We start from the raw sequence: 25,242 nt of genomic DNA, 5'->3' as shown, positions 1-25,242 counted from the left end.
AAAAAGGAGTTATACCCCAGAAGAAAATCTTTAATTATCCAAATTTGAAAGGGTGTTATTTTAAAATGAAAAAAAAATCTATTATCACGCGTGTACTTACAGTGATAGCACTGGGATTGCTTTTATTTACGACCACCAGTGCATCTGGGGCAGGCAGCCCAGCACGGAACAAGACTGTTGCATCTGAACCAAATAACCTAGAATGGGACAAGACCTTTCCTCAAAGCAACAAGGTAACTGTTGAAAAAGTTTCATACACTAACAGACTTGGTATTAAAATAGTCGCGGATATGTATCTCCCTAAGAATATTAATAAATCAAAGAAATCCCGAGCTATCATTGTCGGACCCCCGTTCTCTGGCGTGAAGGAACAGACGGCCGGCTTGTATGCCCAGGAGATGGCAGAACGGGGCTTTGTAACTCTCGCCTTTGATCCCTCCTATACTGGAGAAAGCGGAGGGCAACCACGTAATATTGCTTTACCGGACACGTTAGTCGAAGATTTCAGCGCCGCCGTGGATTTTTTGGGCACACGCCCATTTGTGGATCGTAACCGTATTGGCGTTATCGGCGTTTGTGCCAGTGGCGGGTTTGCGGTCAGCGCTGCGCAGATTGACCCTAGGCTAAAAGCCATCGCGACAGTTAGTATGTATGACATGGGCCGCGCTAACCGTGAGGGATTGGGGTTTGCACCAGTACCGAGCGAAATAATGACCGAGGAAGAACGGACAAAAGCTCTTGAAGAAGCCGCAGAACAGCGCTGGATCGATTTTGAGAGTGGACAGATAAAATATGGTCCAGGATCTGCCGTGGAACTAAAACCCTCACAACAAGCAGCAGCCCAAGAATTCTCTGAGTACTATGGTACGCCTAGGGGATATCACCCCCGCTCAATGCCCTATAGCATGACTAGTACCGGAGCGCTCATGAACTTCTTCCCGTTCGCGAAGATTGAGACGATTTCGCAGCGTCCAATTCTGTTCATCGCAGGTGAGAATGCCCACTCCAGATACTACAGTGAAGACGCCTACAAGCTGGCGGCCGAACCAAAGGAACTCTATATTGTTCCAGGCGCAGGTCATGTGGACTTGTATGACAGAATGGAGTACATCCCGTTCAAAAAGCTCGAGTCCTTTTTCAAAAAAAATCTAGAAAAAAAATAAGGCTTGTGTTGAAGATCGTAAAGAACTTTGAGTGAAATTACTGTGTGAATCCTGCTTATCTTGTCGGGATTCACACTTTTTTATCTGAATGTAACATGTAACAAATAACAATTAACAATGGGGAATTTAGCTATATATTATTAGGATTTAGAATATTCAAACACGATTATTAAACTAGGGGAAATTGAATCCGGCATAGAAGAGCTGTCAGATAGGCTCGAAAGTATGAATGATGATTTTACAGTGACCATTGAAAAAGTCGATTAAAAGTTGGGGTTAGGAGTTGTTTTTTTGGCTAAACAAAACAATTTGCTCATTTTTATATTAACCATCGGGGTTTTCGGCATCTTAAATACCGAAATGGGTATTATCGGGATATTGCCTAATATTGCTGAATACTTTCATATTAGTGTTTCAAAAGCAGGATGGCTGGTGAGTTTTTTTGCCCTAGTTGTTGCCATATCTGGTCCAACGATGCCGTTATTATTTTCAGGAATAAATCGAAAGAAGGTCATGTTACTTGTACTAGGTGTTTTCGTTTTGGGGAACGTCGTATCTATATTAACAACAAACTTTCTTATTCTATTAATTGCTCGTGTTATTCCAGCCTTTTTTCATCCGATATATTGTTCAATGGCCTTTTCAGTAGCAGCTGCCTCAGTTAGTAAAGAAGAATCTCCAAAGGCTGTTGCTAAAGTATTTATAGGAGTATCTGCTGGTATGGTAATCGGTGTTCCAATCGCAAGTTTTATTGCTAGTGTAGTTTCTTTACAAATGGCTATGGTATTCTTTGCTGTCGTAAATATTATTACATTCATTGCTACATTACTATTTATACCATCTATGCAGGTTGAGAAAAGACTTTCTTACGGAGCTCAATTATCGGTATTAAAAAAATCAATTACTTGGCTTTCTATTGTGACTGTCATTTTATTAAATTCTGCAGTATTTGGAGTTTATAGTTATCTTGCTGATTATCTGAAAACAGTTACGAATATGTCTTCGCATACTGTTAGTATAATGTTATTCATTTACGGTGGATCCAATGTTATTGGAAATATTTTGGCAGGGAAACTACTTAGTAAAAATGCGAACAAATCTGTTTTATCTTATCCTTTTGTATTGGGAGCAGTTTATATCCTATTATTTTTCACAGGGCATTTTACCGTACCTATGACGGTCATTACTCTTATTTGGGGAATATTGGCTGGTATTGGGGGGAATATCACTCAGTATTGGATTTTGTCTGCAGCTGCCGAAGCCCCGGATTTCGCTAATGGATTATTTTTAACATCCGCTAACTTAGGTACAACAATTGGTGCAGCTGTAGGCGGGTTATTTATTTCAACAATCGGAACTCCATACGTTGTATTAGTAGGATTATTATCGTTGCTGTTAAGTGTTATATTTATTTTCCTAAGAAACTACATGTATAGTCCTATAAAACAACTAACCACATAAGTTGTGTCCATATTTATTTTTAATTACTTTCTATAAAAATAAAGAAAGGATGATATAAGTGTTACAAGACAAACAAGTTGCACTTATAACCGGTGGGAATCGAGGAATTGGATATGAGCTGGTAAAACAATTGGCGTCGAAGGGTTTTAAGGTGATCTTAAGCGGTCGGGATTCAGAGAAGTGTTATGAAGTTGTTCAAAAACTTAAGGAATCAAATATGGATGTTTCATTTGTGGTTATGAATGTAGATAATCAAGAAAGCATCAGTCAGGCTGCGCTTACAGTAAATGAGCAGTATGGAAGATTAGACATATTAATTAATAATGCAGGTGTATATTTAGATAAGAATGAAAAGTTAACGGCGATGGATCCTTCCATTCTGGAGAAAACAATGACAACCAATTTCTTTGGCACTTACAATGTCATCCGTTCCTTTATACATTTTATGGAAAAACAAGGTTATGGAAGAATCATTAATGTTTCCTCAGAATATGGGGCGATGAGCGAAATGTCATACCCAGGAGGAGGAGCTTACAAGTTGTCTAAATTTGTACTAAATGGATTGACACGATTGATTGCAGCAGAAATCACTGATGATATCAAAATAAATGCTGTCGATCCGGGATGGGTAAGTACAGATATGGGTGGACCATCTGCTCCAATAACAGCAGAGCAAGCCGCTAGGTCTATCCTTTGGCTAGCGACGATTGGACCAGAAGGACCTAACGGAGGATTCTTCAGAGATGGAAAACAAATAAGATGGTAGCTAACGGATGAGCAATTATGTTTTAAGTATCGAAACATGATTTGTTATTGTTTAAAATTGGATTAAAGAAAAAACCGAACTTCCTTTTCATGACTAGGATAATCGGTTTTTTCTTTAACTATGTGAAGGAATATACTTAAACTAAACTGCCCCTTTAGCACAATAAGAAAAAGCTGTAGAACACAGCTTTGGACCTTTTCTCTAACACCCGTTCTTTTTTGCCTGACAAAAGATAAAATGATCATCAGGATTCCAACCGTGCAGATGATCAGCACGGTATCCTCGTAGCCACAACACTCCGTTAATTCGTCTAAGATAAAAGCCCTTCGGAAAATCATCGTCTTCAGCTAGTATCTCCGACGCTATTGTAATGGAGCCAGATGGAGCCTGATGTCGTTGTATAAGATTCGCCGAACCTTCAGGCTGATCCAGATACTCCAATCTTAGGTGAGGTCCCAGCTCAAGCGGACATAATTCCAAACCAAGTTCGCTTGCTCTTTTAAAGATCTGAGCCGTAGTAGCTCCGTCAGGAAATCCAAGGTCGCCAACGGTTAGTTCCACGGTCTGAAGGCTGTACTTTGTATCAGAAGTTGTAAATTTATCATCAGCTAATAGCCTATCTCCATACTCATTGATCAAGATAGAGTATTGCTGCAATTTCTGAATGAGCTGTGATTTCGTAAGTCCGCCAACCTCTACTGTTCTGGTAATAACTTGACAATTGGGATATATGTTATCATTTTCGATACGCAAATGTAATCACTCCTAACATATTGACTCCATAGGCTGAAAAACCGATATTATGGACTGCATGTAATATTCAAAATTCTCGATAAATTCCCTTGTTCAACTAACCTGCCCCGTCAGCTCAATAAGAGGTATTCAATAAAAAAGGCCGTTAATCGTTCCTGCATCAACGCCCCTTTAGTTTAAGTGAAAAACTTCACAAACTGGACCATTACTACAATGCTCCATTAGCTTCGAATCTACGCAATAACTATAGATTCCTATCTAACAAAATCCCCATTTGTTCTGCCACGACTTTAGTTGGTTCAGTTATTCCCATAGTAATCCACGCTTCTACTATCTCTACAATGGCAGCTCCAAAAAATTTAAGTATTAAATCTTTACTTAATCCTTTATTTATTCCTTCGTTTACATCTACTTCATCCTCCAACTCCTCGATTACAAATTCAAGAAAATGAATACGAAAAGCAGGTGCTCCTTTACTAGTTAACATGGTTGAAAAGAATGAATAATTACGTTCAAAGTATTCAAACCAAATCAGATTTCCCTCAGCAAAACTTAATTCAGCTGCTGATTCACACAGTTTCCTTAGTTCATTAATATGTTCTTCGATGAGCTTATCCAATAAATCAAATTTATCCGTGTAATGATCATAAATGGTTCTTCGACCTACATTTGCCCTATCTGAAATATCTTGTATCGTAATATGATCAAAACTTTTTTCTGACATCAGTTCAACAAAAGCATTTTTTATTGCTTCTTGAGATTTTTTCACTCTTCTATCCACATTAGACATTTTTAATAATCACCATGCTTTCTTAATTATCGCACGTTTTTATTCACGTTGTGCAGTAACGCACAAATCGTAGCATTTTGTTTGTTGTAGTTGTCCTGCTTACATTTTATATTATATACAGGTGTGCAATAACGTATCAATGCGCAAATTATTTGAGCATCAAATTTTACAACCTTCGGAATAATAGAAGAGTTTATAAATTTAAAGAGGGGGTGTTAATCATGGATCGTGTTGAAAAGAGTAAGAAAAAGTTAAAACAGCTAATTGGTGAAGGAGTACCTGCCACAAACGAAACCGATCCTGATTTTCAGGATATTCTGAACCATTTTATTTTTGGGGAAGTTTTTTTTCAAGGCAACCTTGATGATAAGATGCGTGAGCTGATTACGCTGGCCGTTCTTACGACTAACCAGACGTTGCCTCAGCTAAAGGCACATATTCACGTAGCACTAAACGTTGGGCTAACACCTTTAGAAATCAAAGAGACTGTTTACCAGTGTGCTCCGTATATTGGATTCCCCAAAACTTTGAATGCGATCAATGAAGTCAATGAGGTTTTCAAAGCAAAGAATATTGCTGTACTGATTGAAAGTCAAAAGACTGTCGATGAAGGCACTCGTTTTGACAAAGGTCTTGCAGTTCAAGTAGAGATTTTTGGTGATGTTATTGCAAAAATGCGGGAAAGTGCACCATTAAATCAGAAGCACATACAAGATTTTCTTTCTGCTTTTTGCTTTGGCGATTTCTACACTCGTGATGGACTTGATTTGAAAACACGAGAGTTGTTGACGTTTTGTATCATTAGTGCGTTGGGCGGTGCGGAAGGTCAAGTTAAAGCACATGTTCAGGGTAACAAAAATGTAGGCAATGACAAGGAAACATTAATAACAGCCCTAACCCACTGCCTCCCATATATGGGCTTTCCGAGAACACTTAACGCATTAGCCTGCGTCAATGAAATTATTCCTGAAAATTAAGAAATTAGATTGTTCAAGCTGTAAAGGATCCAGTGAACGCTGGAGAGTGAAGCGTCTCTGTTCCATTTGAAGAAATTCTTAATGAGAAATGAAAAAACTAAGTATATAAGGCAAGGTACAACAAAAATTAACAATGCAAAGGAGGCAAAAGTATGTTTAACGAAACTTACAAATTATCAAATGGTGTAGAAATTCCAAAATTGGGTCTTGGTACCTGGCTACTGGACGATGCACAGACAGCCCAGGCAGTTCGTGATGCGGTATCTATCGGATATCGTCATATTGATACTGCTCAGGCTTATATGAATGAAGTTGGTGTTGGCGATGGAATACGTTCCTGTGGTCTCTCAAGAGAAGAACTTTTCATTACAACAAAGGTTGCTGCGGAAGCAAAGAGCTTTGATGCAGTTACGCATTCCATTGATGAGTCTTTAGCAAAGATGGGACTAGATTACATTGACTTACTGATTATCCATAGCCCACAGCCTTGGAAGGAGTACCGTGAGGATAACCGTTACTTCGAGGAAAACAAAGAAGTATGGAAGGCAATGGAGGATGCTTATAAAACAGGCAAAGTAAAGGCAATAGGTCTCTCTAACTTCCTTCAGGATGATGTAGAGAATATTCTTGCAAACTGTGAGATTAAGCCTATGGTAAATCAGGTATTGGTACATGTGAGCAATACTCCTTCTGAACTAATTGAATTCTGCCAGAAGAATGACATCCTGGTAGAGGCATATTCACCTATTGCACACGGTGCAGTTCTCGATAATGCAGAGATTAAAGTAATAGCTGATAAGTATGGAGTATCTGTTGCTCAGCTTTGCCTACGTTATGATATCCAGCTTGGTCTTGTAGTTATTCCTAAGACTGCAAATCCGGATCACATGAGAAACAATGCAGAGCTAGATTTTGTTATCAGCGACGCAGATATGGAGACTTTGAAGCATGTAGAGCACATCCAGAATTATGGTGAGCATAGCTTCTTCCCGGTATTTGGCGGGAAATTAAAGTAAACGTGTAATAATGAGGACTTTTTATAGCAGTTGATTAGCCATAAAAAATATTAATGATATTATTGGAGGCATCAAAATGGCGAAACATGAAGAAGTTAAAAATGGTGTTATTTTCCCAGTGGGCGAAAAAAATCCATTTTCGCAATTTTTTGTGGGACAAAGTTACCTTAAAGGATTAGTTTCTGATCCTAACGTAAGTGTTGGTGTCGGGAATGTAACTTTTGAACCGGGATGCCGGAATAACTGGCATATCCATCGTGATGGATACCAAATTTTATTAGTAACCGGTGGAGAAGGTTGGTACCAAGAGGAAGGAAAACCTGCACAATTCTTAAAAGCCGGTGATGTTATTGTCACCCATGATGGTGTAAAACACTGGCATGGAGCTACAAAAGACAGCTGGTTTGAACATATCGCAATTACTGCAGGCAGACCGGAATGGTTGGAGCCGGTTACAGAAGAAGAATATAACAAGATAAAATAATTTACATTACACAATTTATTGTTAATACAACATAAAAAGTAGCCTTATATCGGCTACTTTTTTGCTTTTCTAACTAGTGCTTATTCTATGAGTATAAGTGCTGAAAACTCCTATTTGCCTGATAAAGAATTAAAGAATTTTTTTTGCATTGCTTTTAAAAACAAATCAGCAGCAGCGGAAAAAACCTGATGCTTTTTCCAAACAATATTTAATCCAGATTCAAGTCTTGGCTCTAGTGGTCTAAAACAAAGATTACTATCACTAGACGTATTCACAATTTTATCTAGGACGAGTCCATACCCGATGCCTTCTTCAACCATAATGGAAGCATTGTATGCAAGATTGTATGTAGTTACAACGTTTAGTTTATCGAAATCTTCACCAAACCAATTCGAAAATTCATTTTTGGATAATGTCTGTTTTATTGCTTGTCGTGAACAAATTATTGGAACATTTAATAAATCTTCCGCTTGGATGGCATCTTTCATTGCAAGAGGACTGTCTTTTCTCATAACAACACCCCAAACATCTTTGGCTGGGATATCGATATAATTGTATTTTGATAAATCCGCCGGCTGAATTAAAATACCAAAATCAAGCAGTCCCTTATCAAGCCGTTCAGTCACATCTTCTGAGTTTCCGCTGTAGAGGTGATACCGGATATTGGGGTAACTTACCTGTAACTCTTTTATTATACTTGCAATCTGTTTCATAGCATCTGTTTCCCCGCCACCTATGTAAACATCACCGCTTATTGTTTCTTCCATCGAACTAAATTCTGATTCTACTTTATCAACCATATCTATGATTTCTTCTGCTCTCCTTCTTAAGAGCAATCCTTCTTCTGTGAGAATGATACTATGGCTACTGCGAATAAATAGCTTTTTTCCTAATTCCTCTTCGAGGTCCTTTAATTGTCTTGATAAGGTTGGCTGTGTAACATGCAGTACATCAGCAGCAGCTGTAATGCTCCCTTCTCTTGCCACAGTAAGAAAATAGCGTAAAACTCTAAGTTCCATCTATCACTCCCCCTTTATAATGTTTTTAAGTATATATATTCAAGATATACCTATCAAGCATATCTTGATATAAGTTATAAGTAATAGGATATACACAGGAAACACGCTAAAATAATTAACAAGGAAATCTATATGACTCTCCGGGGAAACTCATATAGTCTCACAACGTTATACATAATAGGAGGTTTAATAATGATAACTGCTAAAGCGAGAGCTGTTGACGGTCCAGACAAACCGTTTCGAGTGGCTGAAATAAAAAGAAGAGACCTTGATTCACATGATGTTCTGATTGAAATAAAATATGCAGGCATATGCCATTCAGACATTCATACTGCTCATGGAGAATGGGGTCCCGTAAACTATCCACTCGTACCTGGACACGAGATTGCGGGAATTGTTACCGGTATAGGAACCAACGTAACAAAGTATGAGATTGGTGATCGAGTAGGTGTTGGATGTATGGTTGATTCCTGTGGTGAATGTGAGAACTGCCTAAAAGGAGAAGAGCAATATTGCCTCAAAGGAAATATTCCTACCTATGCCGGTGTTGACAAATACGGTGAACCTACTCAAGGTGGGTATTCTACTCACATCGTTGTTACTGAAGACTTCGTAGTAAGAATTCCAGACAGCATCGAACTTGCTGCAGCAGCACCACTGCTGTGCGCAGGAATAACGACATATTCGCCATTAAACCATTGGGGTGCAGGTCCGGATAAGCAAGTAGCGGTTATAGGTATGGGCGGCCTTGGTCATATGGCTGTTAAAATTGCACACGCTATGGGTGCCGAAGTCACCGTTCTTTCACAAACATTAAACAAAAAGGACGATGGGTTACAATTTGGTGCAGACCACTACTATGCTACAAATGATCCTAAGACATTCGAGAAACTAGCCGGAACTTTTGATTTAATTATTAACACGGTAAGTGCAAAAGTTGACATTAATGCTTATTTCGCACTGTTAACTTTGGATGGTACACTAGTCAACGTCGGTGCGCCGGCGGAGCCATTATCAGTCAACGTATTCTCACTTATCGGTCATCGCCGTTCATTTGCGGGTTCAATGATTGGAGGCATTCGTGAGACTCAGGAAATGTTAGATTTCTGTGCTAAACATAACATAACTCCTAAGATTGAGATAATTTCTGCCGACCAAATTGACGAAGCCTACAAACGAGTATTAGCATCGGATGTAAAGTATCGATTCGTGATTGATAATAGCACAATGTAAATTTTACCTAAATGATAAATTCTAATTGTGATCTTACAGATGTCCCAAAATGCCTAAATTTTTGGGACAGTCTTTATATATGTCAACTAAACCCTACCTCTAATTTATCGACAATACATCGATTCCTGCTCTATTTCGCAGTATCATTCTTTCATCTACCAGAATGAAACTGTAACTGCGAAGAATCCTCCCTAACTCTTGTGCAGTCTGGACAATGTTGGCTGCTTATCATCCACAGTCAGTAGCACCCTTTATTCTTTTTTCTCTCGCGACAGTAAGTATTGCAAAATTTTAAATTCTATAATCAATCCCCTATATCAATTATTTTAAAATAGATTTTTTAGATATGCCTACAAAACATATCTTGATATGAGATATAGGTATTTGTTATACGAGATATCCACAGCTAAAATTAATAACAAGGATCTGGGGCAGTAGAACATGAACGTAAGTGTGATGAAGCGCACAGAACGAATAGGAGGTTTTTATAAATGAAAAACATGATATTGCATACTTGGGGTATTCACAGTTTACGACTGCCTAGCATCTTTAGAATCGTCGCTGTGGTAATCCTAGGAAGCATTCTGCTTCCAGCGTCACCCACTTTGGCGCATCACGGATGGGATGGCTTTGATACAAATAACCTTGTCTATGTTGCGGGCACAGTTTCTTCAGATGGTACCTGGGGCAATCCGCACTCGCACTTTGATATCACCGTAGACAGTAACCTACCTGCTAGTACACCAGATCTGGAGATTCCTGAGCAGTTGCAAGACCCGGAGGACAGCACCCGAGTCAAAGCTGCCCACGCATACAACGGCTCTCACAATGAGATAGAGGTCATTATCGCACCGCCAACTTGGTCGGGTATGTGGGGGCTAGATCGTGCACTGGAGGTCGGCGAGCGCTTCCAAGGTGTCGGCTACATCAATCGAGAGGACAATGGATTGTTCCGCCCGGTCGTGTTCTGGTATGGAGACGATAGCACTCCAGTCAACCAAGTACTAGACAATACGCTCCCAGTACGTGCCCCGCTGCCAGGCTCGTCGACGGATTCTGGAGATACACCTATTATGGGTAAAGATGTTCTGGAGCTATCTGAGAATGAGAAGTCCGGGGACTGGGTAGTATGGGCAGTATTCGGCATTATTGCTCTCGCAATAGGTGTCGGAGGTTTCTTCTACTTACGTCGCAGCATCCGGGGGAAATAACGCATGTATGATTTCCTTAACTCAATACTAGTGCTACTACAAGACTCTGCTCTCGGCGAGGCGGCACGCAGCACACCGTATCTGTACCCAGTGCTTGAAAGTCTCCATATTCTCGGCATCGTCGTCCTTGTTGGTCCAGCGTTCGCTTTTGACCTGCGGCTTCTAGGAATTGGACACCGCCTCATATCGGTTACAAAAGCCGCTCGCTATCTACTGCCTATCGCCCATATTGGTCTGACAATCGTCATCCTTACTGGGATTCCACTGCTAAGTGCGCAGGCAACCATTATTGCCGGCTCTGGTGCTGCGCCGTGGAAGCTTGGGCTACTCATCTTGGCAGCAATCAACATCGCAGTATTTCATAATGGCGTTTACCGTCGGGTTAATGCGTGGAACGATGCCGCCGTAGCCCCGATCGCCGCCTGCGTTGCAGCGGCAGTTTCACTGATTGTATGGACAGGTGTCATCTTCGCCGGTCGTTTGCTCGCCTATACCTAAAGCCTAGCTAGTACCCCGTATCGCCAGAAATTAATGATATTCGTCTAATCAGCCAATATATCCAAGATAAGGAGAATGTCAATGGAAATTCATGATTTTTTAGCACATTTGAACCGTGGTGAGACTGTTGAAGGGGGGTCGGAAATACACCAAATGATGCATAAAGTATCTCAGGAGGCTCTGAAACTGATTGCTCAGATTAACGGAAGCTATCATTCCCCGGAAAAAATTCGTAAATTGTTTTCTGATTTAATCGACAGTCCCGTGGATGAGACATTTGCGATGTTTCCTCCTTTTTATACAGACTGTGGTAAAAATATCAAAATCGGAAAGAATGTTTTTATCAATTCGGGATGTCGTTTTCAAGATCAGGGCGGCATTACAATTGGCGATGGCGCGCTCATTGGACACAATGTTGTTCTGGCTACCCTTAACCACGATATTAATCCCAACAAACGGAGTACGTTGCATCCTGCACCCGTAGTGATAGGTAATAATGTATGGATTGGAGCAAACGCGACAGTTGTTCCTGGTGTAAACATTGGTGACGGTGCTATTGTCGCCGCAGGTGCTGTTGTTACCAGGGATGTACCGCCTAAAGTTATTGTTGGCGGTGTACCTGCAAAAATTATTAAAAAAATCGAAAACAGTATGGAGTAATCCTGCTGTTTTCGTGTTATTTACATATTACAAGGTGATAAGTATTGAACGTACTTAAATAATTTTATAAAGAAAGGAGTATCCATAATGAAAAAAATGCTTTTAATTCTATTTATGTTTACGATCAGCTTTGGTCTGATTGCTTGTTCTACTAGTGAAACAAATGAAAGAGAAGAGATGAAGGCAGAGGAAATGCCAAATAGTGAAAATAAACAGGAAAGTGAAGAAATGAATGTAGAAGGAGGGCCAAGCAGTGAAAATAACCAAGAAAGGGATGAGGCTGAAATGTCATCCCCACAAACTATAGGGCTAAACATAACTATTGGCGACGAGGTATTCTCAGCAAGGCTTTATGATAACCAAACAACACGAGCACTCATTGAAAAACTTCCCTTAAGCATAGATATGGAGGATCTTCATAGAAATGAAAAGTTCTATTACTTTTCAGAAAAACTTCCGACAGAATCTGAGATGCCCGGAAATATTAATGCGGGAGATATTATGCTTTATGGGGACAATTGCTTGGTACTCTTCTATGAAAGCATCTCAAGTTCCTTTAGTTACACTCGACTCGGTTATATCGAGGACGTAGACAAATTTGCTCAAGCAGTGGGTGACGGTGATATACGCGTTAGTTTTGATTTAGTTGAAGATTGATATGTAGTTCTTGTATGAAGATAAAACTGATTATATTTCTCCATAATTTAATTTGGGATGCGTTAGTCATTGAAGGATTAACGCCTTATATAAATGGAGGCATTCCTGCACAAGTTTGTGAAAAAATGCACTTAAACTAACGGGGGCTTTAGTTGAAGAAAGACAGAATTTGTCTTGAGGGGAAAGCGATAGGAGGCGTATTTTCTCACTTTTTGATGTACCATGGAGGTATCAAACAGGCAAGGAGTGTAGGAAATGACAGAAAAAAGCTTCACTTTTCCCACCGACATACCGGCAGAACGACTGGTTAAGACCATCGAAGACTTCACGAATGTAGCAGACAGAATGGCAGGCAGGCTGAATTCGCATTTTACAAGGGCGGAACTTCTCTATAATCGGATAGGGAAGGCAGCAACGATGAACGCAAAGATGAGGGACACGCTTTCTTCCACGCAGGCACACATGGTGAAAAACTATGGAGAAACTGTCGGTAAACTATACACCCTTCCGGCAGCGTCACTGATTACAAACGCCGAAAAGATAGATTTGTTCTCATCACGCATATCTGCCACCTATGACACATTGAATGCCTTATCCTCTTCCATCAACACCCTCATCAAGGGACCCTTTTCGGATTTTATTGCATCGGCAAGTCTTCCTGCGGAGAAGCTCCGGTGGGATTACGGACTCATGGATTCGGTTGTGCGCCGTTCCCTTGACCAGCTGGACGGAGTGCAGTCAAAGCAACTCCTAGACGAAGTTGTGGAATATATGGAAGAGAACGACCTGGCAGATGACATACCAGAAGCAGCCATTACCCTTCCGATTGGTGCCTCAACAGGCGCACTGAAGATGACCGTCTACCGTGTCCTCATGGTACTTCTCGTTGTCACTATGGGCACCACGTTGGAACCAAAGGAAATCCAACAAGTATATGAATTCATCTTTGATACATTAGGGAATCTAATGAACGCCATCGACTTCAGTGTTATGGTGGGAGGCAGGACTGAACAGAAAGAAAAAGAGTAACGCGTACAATCTGCGTACAATTCGCGGACATTTCCTGAACAATTTCCGTACAATAAACGGACAATTTTTCAATTTGGCCATGTTATATTGGCTATATGGAAGATAAGCTTCTAAGTATTAATAACCGTGCATCCTTTGACGGATCTAGACTAGTCGTCTCATTTCAGACGGCTTATTTTTTTGAAGATAGATTTCCTGTGGCGCATATCCAAGCTTCAGTAATAAGACCTGGAGTATTGTCCTAGTCGAATAGGGGGTGAAAGATGTGAAGGTAAAAATAGGTAAGTGGTTCAATTTTGAGATGGACCCGAATCTAATTGCGACCATCTGTGCCATAGCTGCTGGCCTGTTTTTTTCATAAGGACATAGTGGAGAACTTTTTAGAATTTCAAGCGAGTTAGGCCCGAACGCATACATATCACCAGTATGTGTATTTCGAGCACACAGCAGAACACCAACCCATCGTTAAAGTGCGTTTAAGTTGGAAGAAACACGGAATCGCATCCGCAGCAATGCCATGCTATATTTTGTTGTCTTAGGTACAAATATTTTTAGTGTAGCTGAAAAATGATTTAGAAAAAGAAGGAATAATCAAATTTTCTGTCGAATTATGAAGTCAAACTTGTAACGAGGCGGGATTCTTTTTATGACTGAACATGATCGAATATTGGAACGAATAGATGAAGAAATATTAACAGAAGAGGAAGATGATCTCGCTGACCATTCGGAGGAAGAAAAGGAGGCTAAAAGAAGGAAGAAGGCCGCCGCTTTATGGACTGAAGTGCAGGCGGGAAATACGAAACATCTTATTACTAAAGTCGCGTCCATACTAAACCGGTTCCCTGATACTAGAAATTCTGATGTGGCATTAATGGTTAAATACTGGGAAGTATATGAGGGACATAAAGCGAATTTTGTTAGTGTTAGTAAGTTGTTTAGATTAGAGCGGCTTACGTCCATTTCAAGAACACGCGCAAAAATTCAAAATGAATATGGGCTATTTAAGGCTGACGAGAAGATACGGAGATTTAGACAAAATCGAGAAGAAACGCAAAAGGAATATCAGATAGCCACAAAACCTTCGATGGATTTTATTTCCATATATGCTGATGAAAGCGGTAAGAACGATGATTTCGCTATTGTCGGCAGTATGTGGATTCTTGCAGAAGTGGGATCTTTGCAGAGTGAAGTTACTTCATGGGTCCAGGCAAGAAAACAAGATGATGATACTTGCCCGGATGAATTTCATTTCAACAAAATAAATAATGGTGGAAGGAACCTCACTGTATATAAAGACTTTATCGATTTTGTTGTTTCTCATGGTCATATGATTAGCTTTAAAGCAATCGCTGTTAATAAAACTAAAATAGCCCAACCTATAGATGAAATTATAACAGAATTGTTTTATCAGTTGGTGCGGACGGGGGTTGAACACGAACAAAGAACTGGGCGTGTAAGTCTTCCTCGACAAATTGCATATTTTAAAGATGCTGAGGACGGAGAAAGCGCAATGAGGCTTAATAGAATAGAACAGTCCTTAAGGGATAATTTTACATTGCATTATCAAGGCAATCTTCGGTTGAATGCATTTACCTCAATCGATTCTAAGTACAGTAGATTTATCCAGATTTCTGATTTGTTTACCGGCGCTATCAATAGAAGAATCAATCACCAAAGGAATAACCCGGAATCTTCCAACGCTAAAGATGAATTCGCCAACTATATTTACCAATTGTTAAACATTCAGGACTTAGTGTACCCAGCTTCTCGGTTTAGCGCGGAGCATGAAAACAACGATTCAGATCACGCGACCTTACGCATCTTCGACTAAATAGCTATTGATGATAAAATTTCCTTAACAGTTTTTAGCATACATTCAATTCGGTATTGTCATGTTAAATGCCGGTTTTGTATGTATGTATACTGCATCGATTTGACTTACTATGCAGTGGTATATCTATACTTAATGGAACATTACTGTATTATATTGCTTTTAAAAAAAGTCTTGTCTATTATGCTCCAGGATACTTATTCGTAAAAGTATGCTAAACATTTCCTTCTATTTGATGCCATATTCACTGTTTCTATTTGATATCTGCTATATTTTATATATAGAAATGTAAAGGAAGTGATGCACTTGGGAATGACATTATTAAACGACAATGATCATAAATATAATGATAAGGAGCTACTTTTTTGCCAGTTCTACGTCAAGACGCAAAATGGAACTCTTTCCGCCATTCAAGCGGGTTATTCAGAAAACAGTGCTCATGTGACAGCTAGTCGGATGTTAAAAACGGAAAAGATACAGGCCCTCATATCTTCCATTAGAAATGAGACCACAGAAGCTCTCCGTGCACAGTTTTTATCGGATGCATTTGTAGCTAGACAAATTATGTACGACATTATGAATGATTCGGAGGTCACTCCTACGATTCGTTTACAAGCTGCGAAAGACTTTCTGGATAGAGCAGGGTTTAAAGCAGTGGAAAAGAAGGAACTCACCGAAAACCGGACAATTAATGTGGAGTTTAATATTCCGAGGCCTACACATAAAAATTGATAGAAGCCAAATGTTTAGAGTCCCCAACCGTCGGGACTCTTTTATTATAGCTTCTTTTTTGCTTTACGCAGTTCCTATTCATACTGAAGTGACGAAGGGCAATGTCGAACAACCGAACAGTCGAACATGAAAAAAACACTAAAGGGGCATGCTGTCATGCCCCTTAGTGTAATGTCGATCGTTCGATTGTTCGATTCATGGAGGCTTTCATCGGACTGCAGAGAGTAATTGCTACTCAAAAAGTTCTATACATTCGATACTGATCCATCATATAAGGCGAAATAATCAATGAGTTTACCATGAATCATTTCTGAATAGAGTTCGCCGATTCCCTCTTGCTGCATCTGCATTAAGATCTGGAGTATTTTTTCTTTGGTGGTCTTTCTTCCTAAGATTTTTGCCTTATTTAAAACATTTACTCGGATGTTTATACGACCGTTATCATCTTTTTCACCAACATCTTTCATGCGCTGAATAATTTTAAGGATGTGCATCTCCGTTTCCGAAAAGCCTAAGTATTGAAACACTTTGGAGATATGGTGCTTAAAATAGCCATTCACCAAATATACCGCATATGTGGCAGTATCCCTATCGACACTCAATTCATGTTCTGACTCGCCACTAAACCAGCGGAGGGTATGCAGAATTAGCATTATGCGAGCACATTGACCCTTTAATTTTTCATATACTCCCTTTAGATTCACGGGAAGGGCTGGATCTGAAATTTGCTTGCTGATGTCATCGTACCAGTTTGTAAATATTGTTTTCGCTTCTGCAGACAATTCTATTACCCAAGGTTGTTCATTGTTGAGTGGAGCTTTATAGATTGCCTTAATGATGTTAGCATAGCCATCATTCACTTGTTCAGTTACATCATCGTCCGTCCATAAGGCTGATTGAGACATGGGATATGCAAACAGGAATCTATCAAGAAATCCGTCATTTTTATTTCCCTGAACCATACTTTCCAATACATCAGGCTGGATTCCTCCTATAACAGTGCAAAAGGGCATCAATAATTCAAGCGGCTCGGAACCCTTTCGGTTAACAATTAAAGATTCATTTGACCACATTGAGAGCCAATACTGACGATCCGCTCCGGCCCTGTATTGATTCATACTTTTTACAAATGACACAAGCTCATCACGATATTGGATAACACCGTGTGCGTTCACCGACAATAGTTCCAGCAATGACTCCATGGTGGCATCTACTGTTATAATCTGTTGGAATTGCGGTTTTTTCGGCGCTTTAGGAAGCTCTGGAAGCTCCAGACTGGAATCATTATGACCCAGTTTTGGTGAAAACTTTTTATGAAGTTCCTTTTGCGCTTGAATCCATTCCAGTTGAGAGGAATATTTGCTGCTCTGTATATCATATATTCGTTTATTGTCCTCTTGAATATCTTTTAACGGTTGGAGTGCTTTGCTAATAGCGGATGTTTTTTTACTACCTGGTTCTGCCACTATCCCGCAATAAAGTGCTGCACCCTCTCTCCAATTCTTTTTCAGCTGTATTTTTCTACTATTGCCTATTGCTGTGCTGGCTGTCGCTAATACTGCTATACCTAAGAAATCGGAGGGACAGCCTAACGCCTTCGATTGCTCTACAATGAATTCTCGAATAGGAGCCGGAAAAAGTGATACTGGAAAAGTCTTTTCTCGTGCTACTTTGGAGTGTGTTTCCGGCTGTGGCTTTGACTTTGCAACATCTACTTCCTGAAAAGATGGTTGCATTTCTGCAACCATCCCCCCTTCTAGAGTTATTCTGTTCGGGACTCTTTGATTAATCATCAATTATCTCCCAATCACTAGCAAATATGTCTTTCGAAAGTGGCCTAGCTGTGTCGGTTATGTTTTTTCCAAATCCATCTGTGGACACTAATACAAGCTGACCAAAGACGGTCAATTTCCAATGGCCATCCCAGTTGACCCGTTTTATTTTCTTACCAGATTTCAATGCAACTAAAACTTCTTCAAAATTATATACTGTTACTTTTCTCATTGAATGGATTCCTCCTAATGTGTTTGTTATATAAATTTTGATTCAGGCAAAACGCAGTTGATGTTCCACCTGAATCATAAATGGAACTACCTAGGCCTATTCAGGCAGGCAATCAAACGCACTCAAGCCATTTGGGAACATGCTGCTTCCTGTTCAACTATCCAGGTATCAACTGAAGCCTTCCTGAATAATATCCTCTGCCCTACGCGAAAATGGGGTATTTTTTTCTTTCTTACAAGCTCATAGATTAAATCAGTGGATACGCCAATATAAAGCGCTGCCTCATTCACACTTAATGTTACGTTTGTAATGTCTTGTTTCATCATTCATTACCACCTGCTTCTTTTATTTTTGTGATTGCGTTAAAAATAATTTCCTTTGTTTCTGGATCAAGCTCTGTTCGCATCCATCTAATGAAGGTGATTTCATGGACACCAACAGCCTGGGCCAGTACCCAATTTGGAATCTTGCCTTTAGCAAGCCGGATATCACAATTCGCTTTTTTCAAAATATTCTACCCCCTCTTGCAGTCCCTTCTTGCTACTGCTAATATTAGTATAAAGATTCTATCACGTTTAATAAAAAACTTATTAAAACGTGAAATCCTGAATCTATACTTTTCACAAGGAGCTTCTCTACTTGAAAAAATTTTATTTATATACTAATGAAAACGTGACACCCACTTTACTTGCATTTGGACAAGATATAGAAATTTTTCAACATGCTAAATCCGCCAAGGATGAACAATTATCAGAACCCAAAACACTCTTAAAAGACGGATATTTTACACAAACCATCCTTTCTAAAGGCAAAAGCGAGCAGACAAATCCCTTGCCTATAGTTACTGCTCTTAGTAAGCGTTTACTTGAGAAACTAAGATCAGACCCAAGTGTTTTATCGCCTGAAAACCATGAAGCAGACCAAGTGATGGTAACAATAGTGAAAGATGCCTTCAAATCACTTGGTGTTGATTACGCAACTGCTTTTATAGGAATAGAACATTACGGCTTGTTAGATGGCAGAGTAACGATAAATAAGGTGAAAGTCAGTCTAATTTACGAATTATTATGTTTGATTCAGTACGTATGGGAGCGTACTCCAGCAACTCCGACTATAAATTTTGAATTTCAAGCCCTAAAGCAACAGTACGATTGGTTTTATGAAAGAGAGTTTGGGTCGCTTGCTTTAGCCGATGAAATACGGTCAAAAAGAATTAAACAGGTCACGCTAATTGATGGAGATGTGATAAAGGAATTTAAAAGTCCCAAGGACCTGACAAAGCCAAAATCGGCTATTCAAACTGGGGCATCAACTAATCCTTTATCTTTTGCCTGGCTGGAGGTTCGTTTTTCTGAAGTGCTCTCAGCGAAATTTGGTATTTGTACATTCTGTGGTCAGACATACGCCTTGGAAGGATTAAAAGGACGTGGAGGTAAGAAATCCACTTGTGGAGAAGCTATGTGCCAAAAAATATTAAGAAAACAGAATGACAAGTGGAATAGGGAAAGTAATCCCGAAAAAATACGTAAAAATGAACGTATTCGCAAGCATAAATCGATAGCTTATAAGGAAATTATTATTGAAAAAAAAACTACTGTTCAAGAGTTTGCGGAAAAATGGGGGTACAAAACGGAACTGGTGGAGCAATGGATTGCAAAACGGAAACGAAAAAATATGCGGTTAAGATAATTAAAGGAGGTGATTATTCTACGTACTTGTTGGTGTTAGGGAGGATAGAAATCATTTTAATGGAGGGTTGTTAGCAATGGCAGGAAGTATTGAAAAAAGAGGTAATAACTCCTATCGCCTCATTGTAAGTCTTGGATATGGTCCTGATGGTAAGCGAATTAAAAAAACTAAAACCGTAAAAGCAAATGGTAAAAGAGAAGCAGAAAAATTGCTTGCCCAGTTCGTGACAGAGGTAGAAGCTGGCGAGTATATTGCCCCTGAAAAAATGCTATTCAGTCGCTTTGTGGAAGAATGGGAAAGCAAATATGCTAAGAAAAACCTTAGTCCTTCGACCCTGACGACTTACAAACATCATTTGAAAAACCATATTCTTCCCTATTTTGGACACAAGAATTTAGACAAGATTTCACCGATGTCAGTAATTACTTTTCTGAATGATTTAAGTGAACCAGGTAGAAGGAAAGACGGAAAGGAAGCAAGTCTATCAACAGCTACGGTGGAGTATAATCATCGAATCTTGAAGAATATTTTTCAGAGAGCCACAGAATGGAAAGTGATAAAAGTCAGTCCTTTACAGGATATTAAAAAACCAAAGGTTCATCAGAGGGAAACGGGAGTGTATAACCAAGAAGAAGCAAAACTACTTCTAGCCCGTTTAAAATCAGAAAGTTTAATGTGGCAAGTATTTATTCATCTTGCGATAACCACCGGAATGAGGAGAGGAGAACTCATCGGTTTAGAATGGGACCACGTGGACTTTATCGGTAATACTATACACATCAAGCAGTCACTGACCTATGTTAACGGGGAGTATATTATCAAAGAGCCAAAAACCAAAAATTCAAAGCGGACCGTGGCGATTCCCGAAAATGTTATGGATATGTTAAAGATTTATTATGAAAAATGGAGGGCAAATAAAGAAGGATGTGCTAATGTATGGGCCGAGGGAAATCACTGCTTCTTATTCACTGCTTTTAATGGCAAGCCGTTACACCCCTCCAGTGTGAAAAATTGGTGGAATAGGTTTATCCGAAAAAATGAATTAAAATATATTCGATTCCATGATTTACGGCATACATCGGCTAGCCTTTTGATCAATAAGGGTGTCCACATGAAAGTTATAAGCAATCGGTTAGGTCATGCTGATATCCGCACAACAATGAATATATACGGCCATGTTTTACAGGATGCGGAAAAAGCTGCTGCCAACCAATTTGACGATATATTTGATAGTGAAACGAAATAAATCAAAAAAAAAACGGTCCCCAATTCGTCCCCAATCTCCCTGTACTACTCAACACTAATTGTCTGTTACATAGAAAAAAACCTTGATTTCTCAAGGTTTTTCTTCAATCATATAAATGGAGCATAGCGGGATCGAACCGCTGACCTCTACGCTGCCAGCGTAGCGCTCTCCCAGCTGAGCTAATGCCCCGAATCAGTTACAAGATTTATTTTATCCGTTTTACGGAAAAAGTCAATAATATTTTTAAAAAAACTTTTTGTTTCAATTTCTTTGAAAGAGGTTAAAACCTATTAAGTCATTATATTAGCCAAAAGCATAGCAACACCAAACTGTGCGATAGTATTTTCACAAAAAAACAACTGGGGAATATTATATTACAAAAAAGATGTTTACGCGAACTGAATTACACATATATATCTAAGTAACTAATTTATTTGTTCAAGAACATGCCAGCGTACAGGCTGAGTAAAGCTGAAGGAGCCACTGATGGAAGAACTATTTGAGGGGTTTGAAGAGATCGTTGAAATAATACATTTTCATGTGCTTTTTAAACTTAGTTTTGCAGCTCTTGCTGGAGTTGTCATTGGTTTGGAAAGAGAGTTAAAAGGGAAGCCTCTTGGTTTAAAAACATGTATGATCGTTTCGGTAACAGCGTGTCTACTGACCGTTGTATCTTATGAATCTGCATTCTTGTATGCAAAAGAATATGCACGCCCAATGGACCCGGGAAGGATTCCATCATATGTAATAAGCGGAATAGGTTTCCTGGGAGCGGGAGTGATATTGAGAAGAGGGAATGAAGCTATTTCAGGACTAACTACTGCCGCTCTAGTCTTGGCTTCTGCAGGAATAGGCATTACTATCGGGGCAGGATTCTACGGAGAAGCAATTTTGGGTATCCTTTTTCTGATAGTGGGCATAAAAGTTATTCCATATTTCTTTGAACACCTTGGGCCGAAAGGATTAAACACAAAGGATACTAAAGTCAAATTGTTTATTCAGAAGAACACTGATTTAACCAATTTACTAAAAGAAATGAAAAGTAAGCATTTTACGATTAAACGAGTAAAGGTAATCGAGGAAGTGGATGACATTGTGATTAGCTGTATAGTTACTACCAACAAGAATATCTATACTACTGACGTGTTCTATGATATGAAATCTATACACGGAGTTATTCAAGCTGAAGTCGAAAGTCTTGATTAATGTTTAAAAGAAGCGATCCATTAAGGGCGCTTCTTTTTTGTTACATTGTTTGTGCACCAGCTAGGAACTTTGAATAACAGTTTTTAAAAGAAGTGGCGGAATTGTAAAATTTATTTGGTAGAATTATTCGTATCATAGTTGATCCACAAGTGAGGTTTCTAAGTTGCTACAGCCCGAAATAAGCCTTAACAGAAGTAAGATCCTGGGCCTATAAAAGTATCCCCTGTATCTAAAACTACTTAAAGCTTGCCCTTTGGGAGAAATGCTTCGAGCAAAAAATATATGCATATAATAAAAAGGTTGCAAAGTTAATCGGGAAGATAATTACCCTAGTCATTTACCTTTAAAAATTACAAACCTAAAAAAGACGAAAAAAATATATTGCAAAAATATTGGAGGGGTGGTATATTAATTCTTGTCGCCGAACGGTGGCTAGCTTATCAAGTAACTCGAAAAAATAATTTAAACAAAGTGTTGACTTAAATTATAACAGATGTTATGATAACCAAGTCGCTTCCGAAAGAAACGACAAAGGGAAATTGTTCTCTGAAAACTGAACAAAACAAGCGCCAGATTCTTGTTTCTTCTATAAGAAATAAGACGTCTAAATAATAGTGAGTACACACTTTAAAAGTACAAGAGTTAAGGATCATCGGCTAAGATCGTCACGTCCTGTGACAACGCCGATGTTAGCACATCCATGTGCGTCACAAATTCTATCGGAGAGTTTGATCCTGGCTCAGGACGAACGCTGGCGGCGTGCCTAATACATGCAAGTCGAGCGGACAGAAGGGAGCTTGCTCCCGGAAGTCAGCGGCGGACGGGTGAGTAACACGTGGGCAACCTGCCTGTAAGACTGGGATAACTTCGGGAAACCGGAGCTAATACCGGATAGGTTCTTCCCCCGCATGGGGGAGGATGGAAAGACGGTTTCGGCTGTCACTTACAGATGGGCCCGCGGCGCATTAGCTAGTTGGTGGGGTAATGGCCCACCAAGGCGACGATGCGTAGCCGACCTGAGAGGGTGATCGGCCACACTGGGACTGAGACACGGCCCAGACTCCTACGGGAGGCAGCAGTAGGGAATCTTCCGCAATGGACGAAAGTCTGACGGAGCAACGCCGCGTGAGCGAAGAAGGCCTTCGGGTCGTAAAGCTCTGTTGTCAGGGAAGAACAAGTGCCAGAGTAACTGCTGGCACCTTGACGGTACCTGACCAGAAAGCCACGGCTAACTACGTGCCAGCAGCCGCGGTAATACGTAGGTGGCAAGCGTTGTCCGGAATTATTGGGCGTAAAGCGCGCGCAGGCGGTCCTTTAAGTCTGATGTGAAAGCCCACGGCTCAACCGTGGAGGGTCATTGGAAACTGGGGGACTTGAGTGCAGAAGAGGAGAGTGGAATTCCACGTGTAGCGGTGAAATGCGTAGAGATGTGGAGGAACACCAGTGGCGAAGGCGACTCTCTGGTCTGTAACTGACGCTGAGGCGCGAAAGCGTGGGGAGCGAACAGGATTAGATACCCTGGTAGTCCACGCCGTAAACGATGAGTGCTAAGTGTTAGAGGGTTTCCGCCCTTTAGTGCTGCAGCAAACGCATTAAGCACTCCGCCTGGGGAGTACGGCCGCAAGGCTGAAACTCAAAGGAATTGACGGGGGCCCGCACAAGCGGTGGAGCATGTGGTTTAATTCGAAGCAACGCGAAGAACCTTACCAGGTCTTGACATCCTCTGACTTCCCTAGAGATAGGGCGTTCCCCTTCGGGGGACAGAGTGACAGGTGGTGCATGGTTGTCGTCAGCTCGTGTCGTGAGATGTTGGGTTAAGTCCCGCAACGAGCGCAACCCTTGATCTTAGTTGCCAGCATTCAGTTGGGCACTCTAAGGTGACTGCCGGTGACAAACCGGAGGAAGGTGGGGATGACGTCAAATCATCATGCCCCTTATGACCTGGGCTACACACGTGCTACAATGGATGGTACAAAGGGCAGCGAAGCCGCGAGGCCGAGCCAATCCCATAAAGCCATTCTCAGTTCGGATTGCAGGCTGCAACTCGCCTGCATGAAGCCGGAATCGCTAGTAATCGCGGATCAGCATGCCGCGGTGAATACGTTCCCGGGCCTTGTACACACCGCCCGTCACACCACGAGAGTTTGTAACACCCGAAGTCGGTGAGGTAACCTTTTGGAGCCAGCCGCCTAAGGTGGGACAGATGATTGGGGTGAAGTCGTAACAAGGTAGCCGTATCGGAAGGTGCGGCTGGATCACCTCCTTTCTAAGGATATACAGACGTCAGGCGCTTATGTTTTGTTCAGTTTTGAAAGAAGCAATTCTTTCAAACCAATAATTACCTTACAGTTCTCATGACGAATGTGTTATGATGGGCAAGTCGCTTTCGCGACATTAGGTAATGAACATTGTTCTTTGAAAACTAGATAACAGTAATAAGGCAAATTTTTTGCGTCAATTTTCAAAACACCGAGATGTAAAACTGATAATTTGTCAGGACCGAGGGATTCGAGGAAGCAATCGAGCGAGCACCGGAGCGTATTGCACATACGTGAGGAGTGAGCGAGTGAAGCTGACGAAGAAGGCCGACGGTCATCACAAATTAGCAATGGTTAAGTTAGAAAGGGCGCACGGTGGATGCCTTGGCACTAGGAGCCGATGAAGGACGGGACTAACACCGATATGCTTCGGGGAGCTGTAAGTAAGCTTTGATCCGGAGATTTCCGAATGGGGAAACCCACTGCCCGTAATGGGGCAGTATCCTTACCTGAATAAATAGGGTATGGAAGGCAGACCCGGGGAACTGAAACATCTAAG

At 40.5% G+C, this 25,242-nt stretch carries 24 protein-coding genes, 1 tRNA gene and 2 rRNA genes (1 of these 27 only partly in view); 19 read left to right on the top strand and 8 right to left on the bottom strand.

The window, feature by feature from the left end; genetic code table 11:
• Positions 1 to 65: 65 nt before the first annotated feature.
• From V1500_RS21180 to V1500_RS21170, 3 genes are all read left to right on the top strand, one after another.
• Entirely contained in the window at positions 66 to 1,163 is a 1,098-nt protein-coding gene (locus V1500_RS21180) for an alpha/beta hydrolase (protein WP_409302359.1), read from the top strand.
• 291 nt (positions 1,164 to 1,454) lie between these two features.
• Positions 1,455 to 2,624, top strand: coding sequence for an MFS transporter (locus tag V1500_RS21175; protein WP_409302357.1), 1,170 nt, complete (start codon positions 1,455 to 1,457; stop codon positions 2,622 to 2,624).
• Between the two features lie 58 nt (positions 2,625 to 2,682).
• On the top strand, positions 2,683 to 3,390 hold the full coding sequence (locus V1500_RS21170; RefSeq protein WP_409302356.1) for an SDR family NAD(P)-dependent oxidoreductase: 708 nt from the start codon (positions 2,683 to 2,685) through the stop codon (positions 3,388 to 3,390).
• Positions 3,391 to 3,591: 201 nt separating this feature from the next.
• Here the strand turns inward: V1500_RS21170 and V1500_RS21165 are convergent, their stop codons facing one another.
• Together V1500_RS21165 and V1500_RS21160 are read right to left on the bottom strand one after the other, a co-directional pair.
• Positions 3,592 to 4,143, bottom strand: a complete 552-nt coding sequence (locus V1500_RS21165; protein WP_409302354.1) for a helicase — start codon at positions 4,141 to 4,143, stop codon at positions 3,592 to 3,594.
• A gap of 244 nt (positions 4,144 to 4,387) precedes the next feature.
• Positions 4,388 to 4,933, bottom strand: a complete 546-nt coding sequence (locus V1500_RS21160; RefSeq protein WP_409302353.1) for a TetR/AcrR family transcriptional regulator — start codon at positions 4,931 to 4,933, stop codon at positions 4,388 to 4,390.
• Between the two features lie 221 nt (positions 4,934 to 5,154).
• Between V1500_RS21160 and V1500_RS21155 the strand changes: the two genes are divergently transcribed.
• From V1500_RS21155 to V1500_RS21145, 3 genes are all read left to right on the top strand, one after another.
• Positions 5,155 to 5,910 carry a carboxymuconolactone decarboxylase family protein gene (locus V1500_RS21155; protein WP_409302351.1) on the top strand — a complete coding sequence of 252 codons (756 nt, stop codon included), beginning with the start codon at positions 5,155 to 5,157 and terminating at the stop codon, positions 5,908 to 5,910.
• A gap of 152 nt (positions 5,911 to 6,062) precedes the next feature.
• On the top strand, positions 6,063 to 6,926 hold the full coding sequence (locus V1500_RS21150; protein WP_409302349.1) for an aldo/keto reductase: 864 nt from the start codon (positions 6,063 to 6,065) through the stop codon (positions 6,924 to 6,926).
• Between the two features lie 76 nt (positions 6,927 to 7,002).
• On the top strand, positions 7,003 to 7,410 hold the full coding sequence (locus V1500_RS21145; protein WP_409302348.1) for a cupin domain-containing protein: 408 nt from the start codon (positions 7,003 to 7,005) through the stop codon (positions 7,408 to 7,410).
• A gap of 110 nt (positions 7,411 to 7,520) precedes the next feature.
• Here the strand turns inward: V1500_RS21145 and V1500_RS21140 are convergent, their stop codons facing one another.
• Positions 7,521 to 8,429 (bottom strand): LysR family transcriptional regulator, encoded by a 909-nt coding sequence (locus V1500_RS21140; protein ID WP_409302346.1) that lies wholly within the window; start codon positions 8,427 to 8,429, stop codon positions 7,521 to 7,523.
• A gap of 192 nt (positions 8,430 to 8,621) precedes the next feature.
• Between V1500_RS21140 and V1500_RS21135 the strand changes: the two genes are divergently transcribed.
• The 8 genes from V1500_RS21135 (at position 8,622) to V1500_RS21100 (ending at position 16,280) form a co-directional block, all read left to right on the top strand.
• Positions 8,622 to 9,662, top strand: a complete 1,041-nt coding sequence (locus V1500_RS21135; RefSeq protein WP_409302345.1) for an NAD(P)-dependent alcohol dehydrogenase — start codon at positions 8,622 to 8,624, stop codon at positions 9,660 to 9,662.
• Between the two features lie 491 nt (positions 9,663 to 10,153).
• Positions 10,154 to 10,873: a hypothetical protein gene (locus V1500_RS21130; RefSeq protein ID WP_409302343.1), complete on the top strand. Its 720-nt coding sequence runs from the start codon at positions 10,154 to 10,156 to the stop codon at positions 10,871 to 10,873.
• A 3-nt stretch (positions 10,874 to 10,876) separates the two neighbouring features.
• Positions 10,877 to 11,371 carry a hypothetical protein gene (locus tag V1500_RS21125; protein ID WP_409302341.1) on the top strand — a complete coding sequence of 165 codons (495 nt, stop codon included), beginning with the start codon at positions 10,877 to 10,879 and terminating at the stop codon, positions 11,369 to 11,371.
• Positions 11,372 to 11,452: 81 nt separating this feature from the next.
• Positions 11,453 to 12,031, top strand: coding sequence for a DapH/DapD/GlmU-related protein (locus V1500_RS21120; protein ID WP_409302339.1), 579 nt, complete (start codon positions 11,453 to 11,455; stop codon positions 12,029 to 12,031).
• An 87-nt stretch (positions 12,032 to 12,118) separates the two neighbouring features.
• Positions 12,119 to 12,688, top strand: coding sequence for a cyclophilin-like fold protein (locus V1500_RS21115; RefSeq protein ID WP_409302338.1), 570 nt, complete (start codon positions 12,119 to 12,121; stop codon positions 12,686 to 12,688).
• Positions 12,689 to 12,943: 255 nt separating this feature from the next.
• Positions 12,944 to 13,717 (top strand): hypothetical protein, encoded by a 774-nt coding sequence (locus V1500_RS21110; RefSeq protein ID WP_409302336.1) that lies wholly within the window; start codon positions 12,944 to 12,946, stop codon positions 13,715 to 13,717.
• Positions 13,718 to 14,363: 646 nt separating this feature from the next.
• Positions 14,364 to 15,548 carry a DUF3800 domain-containing protein gene (locus V1500_RS21105; protein ID WP_409302334.1) on the top strand — a complete coding sequence of 395 codons (1,185 nt, stop codon included), beginning with the start codon at positions 14,364 to 14,366 and terminating at the stop codon, positions 15,546 to 15,548.
• Positions 15,549 to 15,860: 312 nt separating this feature from the next.
• Entirely contained in the window at positions 15,861 to 16,280 is a 420-nt protein-coding gene (locus V1500_RS21100; protein ID WP_409306068.1) for a terminase small subunit, read from the top strand.
• 245 nt (positions 16,281 to 16,525) lie between these two features.
• Here V1500_RS21100 and V1500_RS21095 read toward each other — a convergent pair whose 3' ends face one another.
• The 4 genes from V1500_RS21095 to V1500_RS21080 form a co-directional block, all read right to left on the bottom strand.
• Complete coding sequence (locus V1500_RS21095; RefSeq protein ID WP_409302333.1) at positions 16,526 to 18,073, bottom strand: YfjI family protein; 1,548 nt, start codon at positions 18,071 to 18,073, stop codon at positions 16,526 to 16,528.
• Positions 18,066 to 18,284, bottom strand: a complete 219-nt coding sequence (locus V1500_RS21090) for a Thoeris anti-defense Tad2 family protein (protein WP_409302331.1) — start codon at positions 18,282 to 18,284, stop codon at positions 18,066 to 18,068. Before V1500_RS21090 ends, V1500_RS21095 begins: the two co-directional genes overlap by 8 nt.
• Before the next feature lie 122 nt (positions 18,285 to 18,406).
• Positions 18,407 to 18,610, bottom strand: coding sequence for a helix-turn-helix domain-containing protein (locus V1500_RS21085; RefSeq protein ID WP_409302329.1), 204 nt, complete (start codon positions 18,608 to 18,610; stop codon positions 18,407 to 18,409).
• A complete protein-coding gene (locus V1500_RS21080; protein ID WP_409302328.1) occupies positions 18,607 to 18,792 on the bottom strand; it encodes a hypothetical protein in 186 nt (61 codons plus the stop codon). The genes V1500_RS21085 and V1500_RS21080 overlap by 4 nt, the downstream gene beginning before the upstream one ends.
• A gap of 131 nt (positions 18,793 to 18,923) precedes the next feature.
• On the opposite strand from V1500_RS21080, the gene V1500_RS21075 reads away from it, so the two are divergent.
• Both V1500_RS21075 and V1500_RS21070 read left to right on the top strand, forming a co-directional pair.
• Entirely contained in the window at positions 18,924 to 19,973 is a 1,050-nt protein-coding gene (locus tag V1500_RS21075) for a hypothetical protein (protein WP_409302326.1), read from the top strand.
• 76 nt (positions 19,974 to 20,049) lie between these two features.
• Positions 20,050 to 21,219 (top strand): tyrosine-type recombinase/integrase, encoded by a 1,170-nt coding sequence (locus V1500_RS21070; RefSeq protein ID WP_409306067.1) that lies wholly within the window; start codon positions 20,050 to 20,052, stop codon positions 21,217 to 21,219.
• Between the two features lie 116 nt (positions 21,220 to 21,335).
• Here V1500_RS21070 and V1500_RS21065 read toward each other — a convergent pair.
• Positions 21,336 to 21,408 (bottom strand) — tRNA-Ala (locus V1500_RS21065).
• Positions 21,409 to 21,705: 297 nt separating this feature from the next.
• On the opposite strand from V1500_RS21065, the gene V1500_RS21060 reads away from it, so the two are divergent.
• The 3 genes from V1500_RS21060 to V1500_RS21050 all read left to right on the top strand — a co-directional run.
• On the top strand, positions 21,706 to 22,425 hold the full coding sequence (locus V1500_RS21060) for an MgtC/SapB family protein (protein ID WP_409302324.1): 720 nt from the start codon (positions 21,706 to 21,708) through the stop codon (positions 22,423 to 22,425).
• 716 nt (positions 22,426 to 23,141) lie between these two features.
• Positions 23,142 to 24,691: ribosomal RNA gene (locus V1500_RS21055) — 16S ribosomal RNA — on the top strand.
• 344 nt (positions 24,692 to 25,035) lie between these two features.
• A 23S ribosomal RNA gene (locus tag V1500_RS21050) occupies positions 25,036 to 25,242 on the top strand (it continues 2,739 nt past the right edge of the window).
• The 16S and 23S rRNA genes sit together here, the layout of an rRNA operon.

The organism is Peribacillus sedimenti, assembly GCF_046237635.1.
In the GTDB taxonomy this organism is placed as follows: Bacteria; Bacillota; Bacilli; order Bacillales; family DSM-1321; genus Peribacillus; species Peribacillus sedimenti.
The sequence above is the reverse complement of the archived record's forward strand: the minus strand, read 5'-3'. Positions and strand labels throughout refer to the sequence as shown.